Here is a 15906-nt window from a genome sequence, read left to right as displayed (position 1 = left end):
GCCTTTCTACGGGGCAGGCCACCTCGCCGTGATCGCGATCCGTACTCAGGAAATCCTATGACTCGCTATTTTCGCTCAAGCCGTTTTTATGGCATCGCGCTGGCGCTGCTTGCTGCATCGGGCGGCACATCTGCCTATGTCGAGGCCGCGCACGCGGCGACGCCGGAGCGGATCGTGCAGCAGATCGTGCTGATCCGCCACGGCATCCGTTCACCCACGGCTTCGCCGGATGCTTTGGCCGTCTATGCGTCCGAACCGTGGCCGGCGTGGCCGGTCGAACCGGGGCAGCTCACGCCGCACGGTGCCCAGCTGATGCATTCGCTGGGCAGCTGGTATCGCCAGCGGCTGATGTCCGAAGGCGTCACGACAGGCGCCTGCGACACGCCGGCCAGGATCAAGCTGATCGCCGACAGCACGCCTCGCAATCGCGACAGTGCCGCCGCCATGCAGGCCGGACTGTCGCCGACGTGTGCGCGCGGCTACTTTGCCTTTGCCGCCAATCAGCCCGACCCGCTGTTTCGCGGCAACGGCGATGACGACGCCGATACGCCGGTCACCAACCCACCGGCCATGCCCGCACTGACCGATCTGCAGCAGGTGCTGCTGGGCTGTCACGACGAGTCCTGTCTCGGCAAGGCAGCGGCCAGCGGCAAGAAGCTGCTGCTCGGCACGGCCCCGGCCAAGGCGCTGAAGAGCGCCGGCACGCTATCGGAAAACCTGATGCTGGAATACGCCCAGGATTTTCCTGCGGCGCAGGTCGGCTGGGGCCGGCTCGATGCCACCGGCGTAGGAAAAATCATCACCCTGCACAACCTGCAGTTTGCGCTGGCCAAGAAGACGCCCGCCGCCGCCAATGCACGCGGCGGCAATATGCTGGCCCATATCGCGGCAACGCTGGCCGCAGCGGCAGGACAGCCGCCCAAGCTGCCGCCGCTGGCACCGGCCGATACCCGGGCGCTGTTTTTGCTCGGCCACGACACCGATCTGGCCAGCCAGGCCGGCCTGCTCGGGCTGGACTGGCACAACACCACACAGCCAGACGACTATCCGCCCGGCGGCGCGCTGATTTTTCAGCTGGTCGAAACGCACGGTGAGTATGGCGTGCGTCTGCAGGTCGCTCTGCCCACGCTCGCCGCGCTGCGCGCCGCTGACGTCAGCGGCGCCCGCGCCATGCATCTGGCCACCTTGCGCCTGCCCGGTTGCCCGCCGTCCGACGTCTGCCCGCTGGCGGCGTTTCAAGCTCTGGTGAAGCGGGCAGTAAGGCCGGGGACTATCCTTGCCGGAACCGGCGGCGAACCTGCCGCGCAATGACGCCCGCTCCGTGATCGGCGGGCGGCGAGTTCGAGTCCGAGCCTGCACGTTTCGGCTGACCATGCGAGACTGCGGCGTCCGGATCAACCCGCTGGATCCGCCCAATCAAGCATTGAGTGAGCCTGCGCCTTGCCTTCCATCATTGACAAGCTACGGCAGCGTATCCACTTGGCATCGGCTGGCGCGGAAGTCTTCGAGGTACCGATGCCGGATATGTCGCTCGCTGGCGTCTGCCGCAGGATCGAATCGCAGGGGCTTTTCGTCATCGGCGCGGCGCGCACCGGAACGACGATTCTGCAGAATGCGCTAAACGATTCGCACGCGATTTTTCTCTTCGGCGAACCCGCCTTTCATAACGAAGGCGACAGTGAGGATTTCGCAGCACGCTACAACGCCATGCACCGAAGCTGGGGCAATCAGGAAAACAAGAGCACTTATTGCCCGCCGCTATTTGAAGAAGACGCTAGCTGGTATGCATATCTTGCGCGCCTGGCCCAGACGTATCGCTACGTCGGGTCCAAGATCGTGATCAATCCTTTGGAGGCTGAAGATCGCGCGAGCGAACTTTTCGACTTTCATTGCCGTCACTTCTATGCGTCGCGCTACCTTTTCACCTTCCGCAACCCGCTGGACGTGCTGATGTCGACGCGTGGTCTGGCCGAACTCAACGGCGGCACGGTATCGACGTATGCCGAGGTGATTAAAAGCTATTTCGTGGTTGTGCAGCTGTTCTTCCGCGCATTGCGCAACCTGCCGCACGTCGAGGTAGTTTTTCATGAAGCCGTGGAGCCGGCCACTTTCAGAAAGTTGGAAAGCTGGCTGGCCACGCCACTGCAGCACGCCGGCGACTATTACAGCGGCAGCAAGGTGCGTCACTACGAACTGACGGCGGTGCCCGAACCCCATCGTCCATTGGTCGCCGAAGCCGTCGATCTCTACGACAAGCTGAAGCGCGAGACGCTAGCCGGTTTTGAACTGATCCAGATCGAGCAGAACTCCGGTCATTTCGATCAGAACCACTTCACTGCGCTGGGCCAGCTGTCGCGAGACGTGTCGAACTTTCTACGGACGATCGACGCACCCAGCTAGGGTTGCCCGCGCGGCGACGGCGCCCGCGCCAGTGCCCATACATCCACGCGCTTTGCGCCGGCGCGCTTCAGGACGCGGGTGCATTCGGCCAGAGTGGCGCCGGTGGTCATCACGTCATCGAGAATGGTTACGTGCTTCGGCAGCGGCACAGCCGAGCGCACGGCAAAGGCACCGCGTACGTTGTGGCGCCGGGTGATGGCATCGAGTTCGGTCTGCGCTGGCGTGGCGCGCTGGCGCTGCAGCAGATCGTGCCGCAATGGGATGCCCAACGCTTTGGCCAGCGGCTTGGCCAGTTCCAGCGCCTGATTGTAGCCGCGCCGACGCAGGCGACCGCGATGCAGCGGCACGGGCACGATCAGATCGGGCAGTAGCGCCGCTCTTGGTTCGGCCTGCCATAGCGTGCTCAATACGCGACCGGCGGCGAGGTCGCGGCCGAACTTGTAGCGCGATTCCAGCCGATCCAGCGGCCAGGCGTAGCGGAACGGTGCCCACGCGGCGTCCCATGGCGGCGGCCGACGCTGGCATTCCCCGCACAGCGCTGCGGGAACGGCCAACGGCAGGGCACAGCGTGCGCAGCAGGAACGATTTCGCGGCAGGTCGGCGACACATCCAGCGCATAGATCGATGCCATTGCTACCCGGCGCGCCGCAGAGCAGGCAACGCAGTGGCAACAGCCAGTGCTGCAGCCGCCTGCCGAGGTTCGAAAGCGCCTCCCTGCGCGTGGTCATGGTCCGCCCTCAGCGCTTGAACATCGCCGCGTCGATGATCGACCAGATATGGATGATCCAGCCCATCCAGACGATCCACAACAAGCCGGCCAGCACGAACATCAGCAGGGCCTTCAGCAGTCGTCCCTGCACCAGCTGGCCGAGGCCGGGGATAAAAAAGCTGCAGATCGCCGCCAGCACGTTGCCGCCGCTACCTTGTCCAGAACTCATGTCTATCGCTCCCATTCTTTGAATACACGATGGTAGCCGCAGCAGCTGCGCGGGGTCACGTCAACTCGAAATCAGCCTGCGCGGTTGACTGGTGGCCGGTTCGCTCACACACTTCCCGGCTTACTGATGGGAGTTTTCCATGGCCGAAGCTGTGATCCGCCACGACTGGACCCGCGAAGAAGTGACTGCGCTGTTCGCCCTGCCGTTCAACGAGCTGATGCACCGCGCGCAAAGCGTGCACCGGGAGCACCACGACCCGAACGCGGTGCAAGTGTCGACCCTGCTGTCGATCAAGACCGGCGGTTGCCCGGAAGACTGCGCCTACTGCCCGCAGGCCGCGCGCTACGACACCGGCGTGCAGGCGCAGAAGCTGATGAGCGTGGAGGCGGTGCTGGAGCGCGCCAAGGCGGCCAAGGCCGCCGGTGCCAGCCGCTTCTGCATGGGCGCTGCCTGGCGCAGCCCGAAGGATCGCGACGTGGTCAAGGTCGCCGAAATCGTCAGCGCGGTGAAGAGCTTGGGCCTGGAAACCTGTGCCACGCTGGGCATGCTCAGCGACACCCAGGCGCAGTCGCTGAAGGCGGCCGGGCTGGATTACTACAACCACAACCTCGACACCGCGCCGGAGTTCTACGGCGAGGTGATCCACACGCGCCAGTATCAGGATCGCCTGGACACGCTCGAACACGTGCGCGCGGCCGGCATGAAAACCTGCTGCGGCGGCATCGTCGGCATGGGCGAATCGCGCGGCCAGCGCGCCGGCCTGCTGCAGACGCTGGCCAACCTGCCCGAGCATCCACAGTCCGTGCCGATCAACCAGCTGGTGCAGGTCGAAGGCACACCGCTGGCCGGCACCGAGGTGCTCGACCCGTTCGAATTCGTGCGCACGATCGCCGTGGCGCGCCTGCTGATGCCGGCCTCGATGGTGCGGCTGTCGGCCGGCCGCCAGCAGCTGGGCGACGGCATCCAGGCGCTGTGCTTCCTGGCCGGGGCCAACTCGATTTTCTATGGCGAAAAACTGCTGACCACCGGCAACCCGGACGTGGCCGACGACCGCGCGCTGTTCCGCCGGCTCGACCTGCACCCGCTGGAGATCGTCGAGACCGACAGCACCGTGCACGCCGACATTCTCGAAACGGAAGCTGCGCAAGCGGGTTGCGGGCAAGGCTGTGGCTGCACCGCCGCGGCCTGATCTGCTCGAGCGTTTGGCCGCCCAGACGGCCGAACGCGAACGGGCGAACCTGCTGCGCCGCGTTCGTACCGTCGATCAGGCCGACGGACCCTGGCTGGACATCAGCGGCAAGCGCCTGCTCTCGTTCTGCAGCAACGATTATCTCGGTCTCGCGCAGCACCCACAGCTGATCGCTGCGCTGCGCCGCGCCGCCTCGGAATGCGGCGTAGGCAGCACGTCGGCGCATCTGATTTGCGGTCACCGCACCGAACACGCTGAGCTCGAAGAGGCACTGGCGGCCTGGACCGGCCGCGAGCGCGCCGTGCTGTTTTCCACCGGCTACATGGCCAATCTAGGCGTGATGCAGGCGCTGCTGGCACGTGGCGACGTCTGCGTGCAAGACAAGCTCAACCACGCCTGCCTGATCGACGGTGCCAGGCTGAGCGGCGCCGAGTTGAAGCGCTACCCGCATGCCGATGTTGACGCCGCCACGCGCCAGCTGACCAGCAACGACAGCGCCGCCACTGTGCTCGCTACCGATGGCGTCTTCAGCATGGACGGCGACGTGGCCCCGCTGCGCGAGCTGGCGGCGCTTTGCACGCGCGAGCACGCGACGCTGATGGTCGACGATGCGCATGGCTTTGGGGTGCTCGGCCACAGCGGCGGCGGCAGCCTCGAAGCATCCGCGCTGAACCCATACGAGGTGCCGGTGCTGATGGCCACACTGGGCAAGGCGCTCGGTTGCGCCGGGGCCTTCGTCGCCGGCTCGCATGCGCTGATCCAGGGCCTGATGCAGTTTGCGCGGCCGTACATCTACACCACCGCGATGCCTCCGGCGCTGGCCGCGGCGGCGCTGGTCGCCACGCAGCTGGCGCAGGCCGAAACCTGGCGCCGCGAAAAACTCAACGCGCTGATCGCACGTTTTCGCGCGGGCGCAGGCCAGCTCGGGCTCACGCTGTCATCGTCGACGACCGCGATCCAACCGATCGTGCTCGGTGACGCGCAGGCCGCGCTGGACGCCGCCAACACGCTGGAATGGCGCGGCCTGCTGGTTACCGCGATCCGACCACCGACGGTGCCGGCCGGCAGTGCCCGCCTGCGCATCACGCTGTCGGCAGCGCACGAAGACGCGCACGTCGACAAGCTGCTCGACGCCTTGGAAGCGCTGCGGCTGCCGCCGGCGAAAAGCTGACGCAAAAGCGCCACCAACACGCCCCGTATAATTACACGCTGCTCCAACCCTGACCGCGCATGTCCACTGTCAATATCTCCGCCTACAAATTCATCAGCCTGGATGACCTGCCCGCGCTGCGCGAGCGCGTGCTGGAACGCTGCACCGCACTGGCGCTGAAGGGCACCGTGCTGCTGGCGCCGGAGGGCATCAACCTGTTCCTGGCCGGCACGCGCCAAGCGATCGAGGGCTTCATCGCATGGCTGCACGCCGATCATCGCTTCGCCGATATCGCGCCGAAGGAATCACTGTCCGAGGCACCGCCGTTCGGCCGCATGCGCGTGCGGCTGAAAAAGGAAATCATCACCATGCGGCTGCCGACGATCCGCCCCGAAGGCGGCCGCGCGCCGGCAGTGGACGCGCCCACGCTGCAGCGCTGGCTGGCGCAGGGTCACGACGACGACGGCCGCGAGCTGCTGATGCTCGACACGCGCAACGACTACGAAACCAAAGTCGGCGCCTTCGACGACGCGGTGGACTACCGGCTGACCAGTTTTACCGGTTTTCCCGCTGCCGTCGCCGCCGATCGCGAACGCTACGACGGCAAGACCGTGGTGTCGTACTGCACCGGCGGCATCCGCTGTGAAAAGGCCGCGTTGCATATGCAGGACCTCGGCATACCGCACGTCTACCAGCTCGAAGGTGGCATCCTGAAATATCTCGAACAGACCGACGGTGCACACTGGCACGGCGACTGCTTCGTGTTCGACGAGCGCGGCGCGATCGACAAGTCGCTGCAGCCTGCGCGTCTTCTCTTCGACAGTGAGAAGGACGTTTCGGCATGACCGAGCTTTACATGGACGTCGTCGGCGACGGCCCGATCCCGCTGGTCATTCTGCACGGCTGGGCCATGCACGGCGGCGTGATGTCGCCGCTGGTCGATGCGCTGAAGGATCGTTGCACCATGTACGTGGTCGATCTCCCGGGGCACGGCTATTCGCGCGATTGCACGCTACCGCTGGAGCCGCGCGCCAGCGCTGCCGCGATTGCCGCAGCGACGCCGCCGGCGATGTGGCTGGGCTGGTCGATGGGCGGTTTGATCGCGCTCACGGCAGCGCTGGTGCTGCCACAGCAGGTACTCAGCTTGGCGATGCTTTGCGCGACGCCGAAATTCGTGCGCGACGACAGCTGGCCTTACGGCAGCGACGCCAAGCAGGTACGTCATCTGGCGACCGATCTGGAAACCGACTATCACGCCACGCTGGAGCGCTTTATGGCGCTGGAGACGATGGGCAGCGCCGATCCGCGCGCCGAACTTCGGCATCTGCGCACGCTGGTGTTCGACCGCGGCGAGCCGGACCTGCGTGTGCTGCAGGAAGGCATTCGGATTCTCGAAGAAGGCGACCGGCGCCCCGACCTGCCCAATCTCGGCATACCCAGCGCATGGATTGCCGGTCGCCGCGACCGGCTGATTCCACCGCGCGCCATGCAGTGGTCGGCCGATCGGTGCGGCGGCCGCTTTGCGGAAATCGAACATGCCGGGCATGCGCCGTTTTTCGGCCACGTCGACGCGCTGATACAGGCGCTCGAGCCGTTGCTACAACAGACTTTAGAGCGAATTTCATGAGCGATTTTCATCTCGACAAGCGGCAGGTGCGGCAGAACTTCGGCCGCGCCGCCACAAGCTATGAAAAACACGACGTGCTGCAGCAGGAGGTGCAGTCCGCGCTGCTCGAGCGTCTGGACTTCTATACGGCCGATCCTGGCCGTATTGTGGATGTGGGCGCCGGTACGGGCCGCGGTACGGCGCTGCTGAAAAAACGCTATGCCAAAGCCGAGGTGATTGCCGTTGATCTTGCCTTGCCGATGCTGCGCGCCGCCAAGCAGCACGCGAGCTGGCTCAAACCCTTTCAGCGCGTCTGCGCCGAAGCCACGGCGCTGCCACTGGCCGATCACAGCGTCGACGTGCTGCACTCCAACCTCTGCTTTCAGTGGATCGACGATTTGCAGGCTCTGTTCGGCGAGTGCGTGCGCGTGCTGAAGCCCGGCGGGCTACTCGCCTTCTCCACCTTCGGTCCAGATACGCTGAAAGAACTGCGTGCCTCCTGGGCTGAGGCGGATCAACAGCCGCACGTCAGCCGCTTTCTCGACATGCACGACGTCGGCGATGCGATGCTCGCCGCCGGTCTGCGCGATCCGGTACTCGACGTGCACCGCTACACGCTGACCTACAGCGAACCGCGCAAGCTGCTGGAGGAGCTGCAGGGTCTGGGCGCCACCAACGCCGACCAGACACGTGAGCGCGGCCTGACCGGCAAGGCGCGCTACAAGCGCATGCTCGCCGCCTACGAAAGCATGCGCATTGACGGGCGCATCCCCGCCACTTGGGAAGTCGTTACCGCCCATGCCTGGGGGCCGCCGCCCGGACAAGGCCGCCGCGGTACCGACGGCGGCGAAATCGCCAGCTTTTCGGTCGACAGCCTGCGCGGCAGTCGACGCTAGCACCGGCGCGTGCCGAGTCAGCCCCTGCAAACCGCTAGTGCCGCTCGGTATGTCTGGCAAGGTCGGATGAGGCTCTCTCCGATTGAAAGCAAATCGTAAGATTGCCTCAGCACGATAAGGAGCTGAATCTCTTCAGGTTCGGCTACCTGGAATCCGCTGATGCGTCGCTCATGCCTTATCCCGCGCCATCTGTGCGTTCGGCTTGCCGCGTATGGCGACCCGTTGCTTGCGCACGGCGACCGCAGGCTCGTCGCTGACCACGTTCGACGTGTCAGTCGCTGAGCAGGGGCATAGCCGTTGCTCCCGCTACTTGCCAAGCCCGATACGATCGTTTTCGCTTCTGTCCTCCAACAGGCGCCTACGCGCGTTGTTCTTCGGGGACGCATGGCGATTCGCCGCGATGCCGATGCGCATGCCAGAGACTCGACCCCGTGACCGCGCCATTCCAGCACAACCTCGATGGCGAAACACAAGCACTGCCGGGACGCGGCGATAGCAAACTCTTCGCCATCCTGCTGGCGCTGTATTTTCTGATTCTGTACCCGATCCTGCGTGCCAATCGTTACTACAACGACGATTTGAAGCGCGCACTCATCGGCCATACCGGCTGGGATTCCAACGGCCGACCGCTGACCACGCTGCTGATGCGGTTGCTGCAGTGCTACGACAGCGCGCTGGTCGACATCTCGCCGCTGACGCAGATTGGCGCGGTCGCGGTACTGGCTTGGGTCGGCGTGCTGATCGCCCGCCGCTACGCGCTACGTTCGCCATGGCTGGCGGCACTGATTGTCTTTCCGCTCGGCGCGCAGCCGTTCTATCTGGAAAATCTGTCGTACAAATTCGACGCGCTGAGCATGAGCGTGGCGATATGGCTGGCACTGCTGCCTCTGCTCGGCATCGGGCGCGGCCGCCGCGGATGGTGGATGGGCGTACTGGCACTGTTCGGCAGCCTCGGCTTTTATCAGCCGGCGATCAACCTGTACCTGATCTTTGTGCTGTTGGATGTGGCGCTGGCGCAGCTGCGAGATGATCCGCTGCGCACGTGGCTGAAGGAATTTTTTCTGCGGGTTCTGCAGATCGGCGTGGCGGTGTTCGCGTATCAGCTGATCATCGGCATCCATATCCACGGCTGGGTCGGCCGCGAGAGCCAGAAAATCCACAGCCTCAGCCAGCTGCCACTGGTGGCGACCAATATCGCCGGCTTTTATCGGTTCATCGAAGGCTGTTTCGACCGGCAGTGGTGGAATTATTTTCTGCCGCTGCTGCTCGTGCTCGCGGCATTTCCCATTGTCATCGGTATTCGCTACGCGCTGCGGCAACGCCCGCGACACGCGCTGTGGGTCGCAGCGGTATTGACGATCGCGGGCGTTCTACTGCCACTGCTCGCGCTGCTGTGCCTGGCCGGCCCCATGCTCGTTTTGCTGACACCCGAGTTCGAGCCGCGAGTGATGATGGGCGTGGGCGCGCTGCTCGTAGCCGGTTTGATTCTGATGCAAACCGCGCTGGCGCAGTGGCGTCGCTCGCCGCGCTGGACGCTTGTCGCCGCGTGCATGCTGGCCATAGGCATGTGCGTACTGGCCAGCGCGTACGGCAATGCGCTGGGCGAACAAAAAACCTACGAGGACCGCATCGCCTCCAACCTCGCCGACGACCTGCTCGACCTGAAGGCGAGCCACGGCATCCGCGGCTTTCTGCTCGATGGCGCGATCGGGTTCTCGCCGATCACTCAGCACGTGGCCGAAGCATTTCCCATGATCGACTTTTTGATATCGCCGTATATCGAATCGGGCGATCGGTTCCACACTACCGATTTTCTGATGTATTACGTCGATGGCGTCGACAACCTGGGGTGGCATACCGATCCTGCCAGTTTGCGGGCTCAGTCGGACATTCTCGCCAGGGCCCAACAGACCTCAGCCATCCGCACGACCAGCGGCTACAGCCTGCGCATCGTCGACGACGTTGCCCTGGTGACGCTTCATTCGGCGCCGGCGCAAGCGTACGCCGCGGCCAATCGGCCGGCGGTTCGCTATAGCTCCCCGGCCAAATAGCGTCGCTCTTTCGTAAGCTCTTCCGACGGCCTTCAAAGTAGCGTTGCTTCCAAACGGGAGTCGGCGTGCAAGGGCGTGCTGCCGAAAAACGACTCACGGTAGAGGTATACCGCTCGCTTGGCGGCCTCTTGCGGCGTCATGCCCTGGGTCACCAGATGCGCATTGTGCGATCCGTACGGCCCGTAGATTTTTGCATCGGTGATCGAAAACATGCCGATCGTCGGCGTACCCGACGCCACCGCCAGATGCATCACACCGCAATCCGCGCTGATCATCATGTCGACGCCAGCCATCGCCGATGCCATGCGACGAATGCTGGTGGAATAGTAGCCGGGCCATTTTGAATCGAGCATCGAGCGGCCGTGTACCGGAATGATTTCCACCAGACTGCACTCCGGGCTTGCCATGCGGATAGCTGCAACGAAGTCGTTCCACCACTCCTGGCAATAGCGCTTTTTCCCGGTCGCCTCGGCGAATAATCCGATCACGCCGCCCTTGCTCGACTGATCGGACGACACGACAAGGTCGCGAACCAGCTGCTCGCCGTGCCGTTTTTCCGCAGCGCTCAAGCGCAAGTCCAACACGGGAAAATCTTCCGGCTCGTCTATTTGCCTCGATGCAAACCAGCGCACCAGCATCACCGAACGTTTTGCCATATGGTGCGGCGCCATCGCGGCGGGAACCAGATGCGTCATGCCGCGGCGCCGGCGCTCTCCGTCGTCAAAACCAAGCTTGCGCTTTCCCGTAAATAATCGCGTCAATAGGCGGCTAAAATCCGAGCCCAAGCAGGGATCGATAATCAGGTCGTAGTGGTTTTTTCGGATTTTTCGGATTTTTGAGAAGAAGGCGAAAGGACGTTTGAAGCCCCGACGTGGAAGGCAATAAATATGGCGGACACTGGAAAATGTCTGGAACACGTCGATCGCGGCATCACCCTCGGCGACAATGTCGATTTCGGCGCCTTTGTACAGCCGTTCGAGTTCGGCGATGAGCGGCGTCACCAAAATCATGTTGCCCAACCGGTGGTTCGGCCGGCACACCAGGATGCGATAAATCTCGTTCCCAGGTATGGCATTGGCCTTGGTACGGGGAGGGAGTCTTTTCACGCATTACCCCGAGGCGGCCATGTTGCAAAGGCCATGCGAACCAGCAAAGAGCGAGCTTGACTGGTTTGGACATTCTGTATGTTGTTAAAGCATTCGACGGCACGAATCGCCCCCTCGGGCGTTCACTTTCAGAATCGCGAAGTTCGCCGGGCGTAGCCGAGCTTTCCGGCCACTAGCTCGCGACTGTCGGAGTCTCACGCATCAGCTCGCGCGCATCAGGGTGTTGGGCGCGCGATGAAACGAAGGATTTCTTTGCAGCGTGGTGCCACACAGCGCCATCCAATGCGACTTTTGACGCAACTAATTGCGATCAGTTTCGGTTTGAAAAAAAACTGGATACCGATGATTTCTAAGAAAATAAAAATCTTTTTCGAAAAATAATGCGTTTAGCGCGCTCGATAACCCCGGGCACCGGCCACTGCCCGGAGGCGGATGACCCATAGCCTGATTGTTTTTGATAATGATTCGCATCATCATATCTGCTCAGCCAGCCACTCATGACTGTCTCGGTTCATGACGCCACGCGCCCAACCATCTGAGCAAAGGGTCATTATGAAAAGGGAAATAAATCGCCACCGAAAATCTCGGCGCGGTTTTCGTGGTGTGTGTGCTGCAACCGCATTGGTAAGCGGGCTGGCTTTGCTTGCGGCTCCCACGGGAAAAGCCACCGCGCAGCGCATCGCGGTGCCCGTCAGCCAGCAATCTGCCGATGGCCAGCCTGCCGATCAGGCCACGTTTCTGACCAATCTCCGGCGCAGCAATTACTTGCTTAGTGACATGTTTGGCCTGCGTACGTTTCTGAGCAAGTACGGCATCACGCTGGTCGCGCAGGAAACCAGCGAGGTGCTGGGCAACCCGAAGGGTGGCACGCAAAAGGGCGCGCAGTACGATGGGCTCACGCAGGTCATCATGCAGCTCAATACGCAGCGTGCTTTCGGTCTCTACGGCGGCCTGTTCAACATCAGCGCGCTGCAGATCCACGGCCAGAATTTCAGCGCCGACAACCTGTCGACCATTCAGACCTCCAGCGGCATCGAGGCCGACCGCGGAACGCGTCTGTGGGAGCTCTGGTACGACCAGAAATTTCTGGACGAAGATCGGCTCGACATCAAGGTCGGTCAGCAGAGCGTCGACCAGGAATTCATGGTCAGCACCAACGCTGCCTACTTCGTCAATACAATGTTCGGCTGGCCGGCGCTGCCTTCTTACGACATGCCCGGCGGTGGCCCGGCGTATCCCCTGTCGGCGGTGGGCGTCCGCCTGCGCTATCGGCCGGTCGATTCGATCAATCTGCTGCTCGGCGTTTTCAACGGCAGCCCGGCCAGCAGCAATGAAGGTGATCCTCAGCGAAGCGACCACAACGGGACTGACTTTCCGCTCGGCGGCGGCCGGCTGATCATGGCCGAGTTGCAGTATGCGTATCCCTCGCTGGGCAGCATGGTCTATCCCGGCGAATCGGCACCGCTATCACGCACCTATAAATTGGGCGCCTGGTACGACACCGAAAGTTTTGCCGACCAGCGCTACGACAGCAACGGCTTGTCGCTGGCCAACCCGGCAAGCAACGGCGTACCGGCCAATCATCGCGGCGACTTCTCGCTATACGCGGTGGCCGACCAGATGCTCTGGCGCAACAAGGACGACCCGAACAACTCGCTGAGCGGCTTTGTGCGTGTGATGGGTACGCCGCAAAACGACCGCAACTTTATCCGCTTCAGCGCCAACGCCGGCTTCGTGTACCACGAGCCGTTCGTCAATCGCGCGGATGACACGTTTGGCGTGGGCATGGGCTACGTCAAGGTCGGCAGCAATGTGTCGGGGCTCGATCGCGATACCGCGAGCTTTGCCGCGATTGTCGACCCGGGCAGTCTCAACATCGTGCGCCACACCGAAACGTATGTAGAGACCACGTATCAGTATCAGCTGCGCCCGTGGTGGCAGCTGCAACCTGACCTGCAATACGTTTTCAACCCCGGCGGCGGCATCGTCAATCCGAACCAGCCCAACCGACGCGTGGGCAACGAGCTCGTGCTCGGCCTGCGCACCAATATCCTTTTCTGATAGTGATCGACATGAGCTACGCCATGAATAAGATCCACCGCCTGACCGTCCACGCGCTTGTTGCTACCGTTGCTGTTCTCAGTGTGAGCAATGCCCTCGCCGACAAGGCGCCAATCGGCTTCCTCGAAACCGTGCATCGCCACGTGACGCTTGCCTCCACCGTCACCGACAACGGCGACCTCAACCCCTACGCCATCGTCGTGGCGCCGGTATCGGCGGGCAAAATCGCCAAAGACGACGTGCTGGTCGACAACTTCAACAACCTGTCCAACCTGCAGGGCACCGGCACTACGATCGTCGACTACCGGCCTTCGACCAAGCAGACCACCCTATTCGCCAAGCTGCCACAAAATCTGCCGCAGTGTCCGGGTGGCGTCGGCCTGACCACGGCCATGACCATGCTGAAAACGGGCTGGATCATTGTCGGCAGCACGCCAAGCACCGACGGCACGACGGCCACCAAAGGCGACGGCTGCGTGATCGTATTGGACCCCAACGGTCAAGTCGCGGCCACGTGGTCCGGCCCAAACATCAACGACCCGTGGGGCAATATGGCGGTGGTCGACAACGGCGACACTGCGACGCTGTTTATCAGCATGGCCGGGTTCGGCCTGCAGAGTCCGGACGTGATCGACCCTGCCACCAAGTTTCCGGTAAGGATCAAGAAAGCCACCGTGCTGCGCCTGGAGCTGCAGATTCCGCAGGGTACGCCGCCAGTGCTGGTCAGCCAGACGGTCGTGGGCGACGGGTTCTCGCAGCGCGCCGACCGCGACAACTTTTTGCTCGGGCCCACCGGTCTCGCACTGGGGCCCGACCACACCCTGTACGTCACCGATGGCCTGGACAACATCATCACCGCGATACCGGACGCGCTTAGCCGCACATCTAGCGCAGGCACCGGCAAGGTCGTCACTCAGGGCGGCCTGCTCAACTGGCCGCTGGCGATGGTTTACACCCCGGCCGGGCACCTGCTGGCCTGCAACGGCAAAGACGGCCAAGTGGTCGAGGTTGATACAAGCACCGGGAAGCAGATTTACAGCCAGTGGATCGACTCCGACCAGGCACAGTCGCCACCGGGCAATGGCGATCTTTTCGGCATCGCGATGACGCCGGATGGCGCCGGTTTTTATTACGTCGAAGATGATATGAACACCTTGATGCGAGCAGGAAAATGAGCGAATCAGACGATCCCAAGCTGCGCAGTCGACGCCGTTTTCTGGCGTCGGCGGCGACAGCGGCGGCGGTGGCCGCCACGGCGCCGGTTGCGGCGGCGGCGCACGGGCGCGCTGCAACATCGTCAAGCTCAAGCGAGAGCGGCGGCGACAGTGAGCCGTTCTTCGGCCTGCACCAAGCGGGCGTGGCGACGATGCCACAAGCCAACGTGTATTTCGCTGCATTCGATCTGACAACCGAAAAACGCGAGGACGTGGTCGCCCTGCTGCGCGCGTGGACCGCCGCCTCGGCGCGCCTGACGCAGGGCCTGAGCGCGGTCGCGCTGACCGAGGATCCCGCCTCGCCCGAGCCCGATTCGTACGACGCCGCTGGACTGAATGCCGATCGACTCACGCTCACGTTCGGCTTCGGCCCAGGCATGTTCACCAAGGATGGTAAAGATCGTTACGGGCTAGCCAAACACCGACCCGAGGCGCTCGCCGACCTGCCGCGCTTCAACGGCGATCAACTGGTGCCTGCGCGCACCGGCGGCGACCTGTGCATCCAGGCCTGCGCCAACAATCCGCAGGTGGCTTTTCATGCCGTGCGTCAGCTGTCGCGCCTCGCCTACGGCACGGCGAATATCCGTTGGGCACAGAGCGGCTTTATGGCCGCACCCAAAGACAAGAGCACGCCGCGCAATCTGATGGGCTTCAAGGACGGCAGCATGAATGTGCCGATCCGTGACGAGGCCTCGATGAACCGCTATGTGTGGGCCGGCGACGAAAGCGGCTGGATGCAGCACGGCACGTACATGGTCGCGCGCCCGATACGCATCGCGCTTGAGCATTGGGATCGGATGAAGCTGAGCTTCCAGGAGCAGGTAGTCGGCCGCCAAAAACACTCCGGCGCGCCGCTGGGTCAGAAGAACGAAAACGATAGCCTTGCGCTCGATACCAACGACGCGAGCGGCAACCCGATCATTCCGGAAAATGCCCACGTGCGTCTGGGCGCGCCGGAAAACAACGACGGCGCGCAGATATTGCGCCGTGCGTATTCGTACGACAACGGACTGAGCTATATCGCCGAGCGTTGGCCGCCGTGGCATCAGGGCATGGAGTTCGACGCAGGCCTGCTGTTTATCTGTTACCAGCGCGATCCGCGCACCGGCTTCGTGAAAATCTTCGACAAGATGTCGAAGTTCGACATGATGAACCAGTTCGTCACCCACGTCGGCGGTGGCCTGTTTGCCTGCCCGCCCGGTGTGAAAGAGGGCGGCTACATCGGGCAGCCGCTGTTCGAACTGGCCTGAGAAAACGCGACCATCGCTTGCGGTCGTAATGACGCGCGCTCGATC

The 15906-nt window shown here is 63.2% G+C and carries 14 protein-coding genes; 11 read left to right on the top strand and 3 right to left on the bottom strand.

All coding sequences use genetic code 11. The annotated features are described in order from the left end of the window. The first annotated feature begins 57 nt into the window (after positions 1 to 57). Positions 58 to 1311: a histidine-type phosphatase gene (locus HDE78_RS15415; protein ID WP_179481049.1), complete on the top strand. Its 1254-nt coding sequence runs from the start codon at positions 58 to 60 to the stop codon at positions 1309 to 1311. A 129-nt stretch (positions 1312 to 1440) separates the two neighbouring features. Continuing rightward, entirely contained in the window at positions 1441 to 2400 is a 960-nt protein-coding gene (locus HDE78_RS15410; protein ID WP_179481047.1) for a sulfotransferase, read from the top strand. Here HDE78_RS15410 and HDE78_RS15405 read toward each other — a convergent pair. Continuing rightward, a complete protein-coding gene (locus HDE78_RS15405) occupies positions 2397 to 3128 on the bottom strand; it encodes a ComF family protein (RefSeq protein ID WP_179481045.1) in 732 nt (243 codons plus the stop codon). The two genes, HDE78_RS15410 and HDE78_RS15405, sit on opposite strands and share 4 nt — an antisense overlap. Before the next feature lie 9 nt (positions 3129 to 3137). Further along, on the bottom strand, positions 3138 to 3338 hold the full coding sequence (locus tag HDE78_RS15400) for a hypothetical protein (protein ID WP_179481044.1): 201 nt from the start codon (positions 3336 to 3338) through the stop codon (positions 3138 to 3140). Between the two features lie 139 nt (positions 3339 to 3477). On the opposite strand from HDE78_RS15400, the gene bioB reads away from it, so the two are divergent. The 6 genes from bioB (at position 3478) to HDE78_RS15370 (ending at position 10230) form a co-directional block, all read left to right on the top strand. After that, positions 3478 to 4527, top strand: coding sequence for a biotin synthase BioB (gene bioB, locus HDE78_RS15395; RefSeq protein ID WP_179481042.1), 1050 nt, complete (start codon positions 3478 to 3480; stop codon positions 4525 to 4527). Next, positions 4505 to 5698: an 8-amino-7-oxononanoate synthase gene (gene bioF / locus HDE78_RS15390; protein ID WP_345776075.1), complete on the top strand. Its 1194-nt coding sequence runs from the start codon at positions 4505 to 4507 to the stop codon at positions 5696 to 5698. The genes bioB and bioF overlap by 23 nt, the downstream gene beginning before the upstream one ends. A 59-nt stretch (positions 5699 to 5757) precedes the next feature. Then, on the top strand, positions 5758 to 6522 hold the full coding sequence (locus tag HDE78_RS15385) for a sulfurtransferase (RefSeq protein ID WP_179481040.1): 765 nt from the start codon (positions 5758 to 5760) through the stop codon (positions 6520 to 6522). Next, a complete protein-coding gene (gene bioH / locus HDE78_RS15380) occupies positions 6519 to 7304 on the top strand; it encodes a pimeloyl-ACP methyl ester esterase BioH (RefSeq protein ID WP_179481038.1) in 786 nt (261 codons plus the stop codon). The genes HDE78_RS15385 and bioH overlap by 4 nt, the downstream gene beginning before the upstream one ends. Further along, positions 7301 to 8179: a malonyl-ACP O-methyltransferase BioC gene (gene bioC, locus HDE78_RS15375; protein WP_179481036.1), complete on the top strand. Its 879-nt coding sequence runs from the start codon at positions 7301 to 7303 to the stop codon at positions 8177 to 8179. Before bioH ends, bioC begins: the two co-directional genes overlap by 4 nt. A 431-nt stretch (positions 8180 to 8610) precedes the next feature. Continuing rightward, positions 8611 to 10230, top strand: coding sequence for a glucosyltransferase domain-containing protein (locus HDE78_RS15370; protein WP_179481034.1), 1620 nt, complete (start codon positions 8611 to 8613; stop codon positions 10228 to 10230). Between the two features lie 32 nt (positions 10231 to 10262). Here HDE78_RS15370 and HDE78_RS15365 read toward each other — a convergent pair whose 3' ends face one another. Further along, entirely contained in the window at positions 10263 to 11336 is a 1074-nt protein-coding gene (locus HDE78_RS15365) for a glycosyltransferase family 9 protein (RefSeq protein ID WP_218862409.1), read from the bottom strand. Positions 11337 to 11939: 603 nt separating this feature from the next. On the opposite strand from HDE78_RS15365, the gene HDE78_RS15360 reads away from it, so the two are divergent. From HDE78_RS15360 to efeB, 3 genes are read left to right on the top strand one after another with little or no spacing between them, the layout of a single operon-like run. Next, on the top strand, positions 11940 to 13397 hold the full coding sequence (locus HDE78_RS15360) for a carbohydrate porin (protein ID WP_179481030.1): 1458 nt from the start codon (positions 11940 to 11942) through the stop codon (positions 13395 to 13397). Between the two features lie 23 nt (positions 13398 to 13420). After that, a complete protein-coding gene (locus HDE78_RS15355) occupies positions 13421 to 14572 on the top strand; it encodes a hypothetical protein (RefSeq protein WP_179481028.1) in 1152 nt (383 codons plus the stop codon). Then, on the top strand, positions 14569 to 15861 hold the full coding sequence (gene efeB, locus HDE78_RS15350) for an iron uptake transporter deferrochelatase/peroxidase subunit (RefSeq protein ID WP_179481026.1): 1293 nt from the start codon (positions 14569 to 14571) through the stop codon (positions 15859 to 15861). Before HDE78_RS15355 ends, efeB begins: the two co-directional genes overlap by 4 nt. The last annotated feature ends 45 nt before the right edge of the window (positions 15862 to 15906 follow it).

Origin of the sequence: Rhodanobacter sp. K2T2, from assembly GCF_013408815.1 — a bacterium.
Taxonomy (GTDB): domain Bacteria; phylum Pseudomonadota; class Gammaproteobacteria; order Xanthomonadales; family Rhodanobacteraceae; genus Rhodanobacter.
This window is presented reverse-complemented; position numbering and strand designations above follow the sequence as displayed.

Coding starts and splice junctions, on each gene's coding strand:
- HDE78_RS15415 (WP_179481049.1), top strand. CDS start 58: ATGACTCGCTATTTTCGCTCAAGCCGTTTTTATGGCATCGCGCTGGCG.
- HDE78_RS15405 (WP_179481045.1), bottom strand. CDS start 3,128: ATGACCACGCGCAGGGAGGCGCTTTCGAACCTCGGCAGGCGGCTGCAG.
- HDE78_RS15400 (WP_179481044.1), bottom strand. CDS start 3,338: ATGAGTTCTGGACAAGGTAGCGGCGGCAACGTGCTGGCGGCGATCTGC.
- bioB (WP_179481042.1), top strand. CDS start 3,478: ATGGCCGAAGCTGTGATCCGCCACGACTGGACCCGCGAAGAAGTGACT.
- HDE78_RS15385 (WP_179481040.1), top strand. CDS start 5,758: ATGTCCACTGTCAATATCTCCGCCTACAAATTCATCAGCCTGGATGAC.
- bioH (WP_179481038.1), top strand. CDS start 6,519: ATGACCGAGCTTTACATGGACGTCGTCGGCGACGGCCCGATCCCGCTG.
- bioC (WP_179481036.1), top strand. CDS start 7,301: ATGAGCGATTTTCATCTCGACAAGCGGCAGGTGCGGCAGAACTTCGGC.
- HDE78_RS15355 (WP_179481028.1), top strand. CDS start 13,421: ATGAATAAGATCCACCGCCTGACCGTCCACGCGCTTGTTGCTACCGTT.
- efeB (WP_179481026.1), top strand. CDS start 14,569: ATGAGCGAATCAGACGATCCCAAGCTGCGCAGTCGACGCCGTTTTCTG.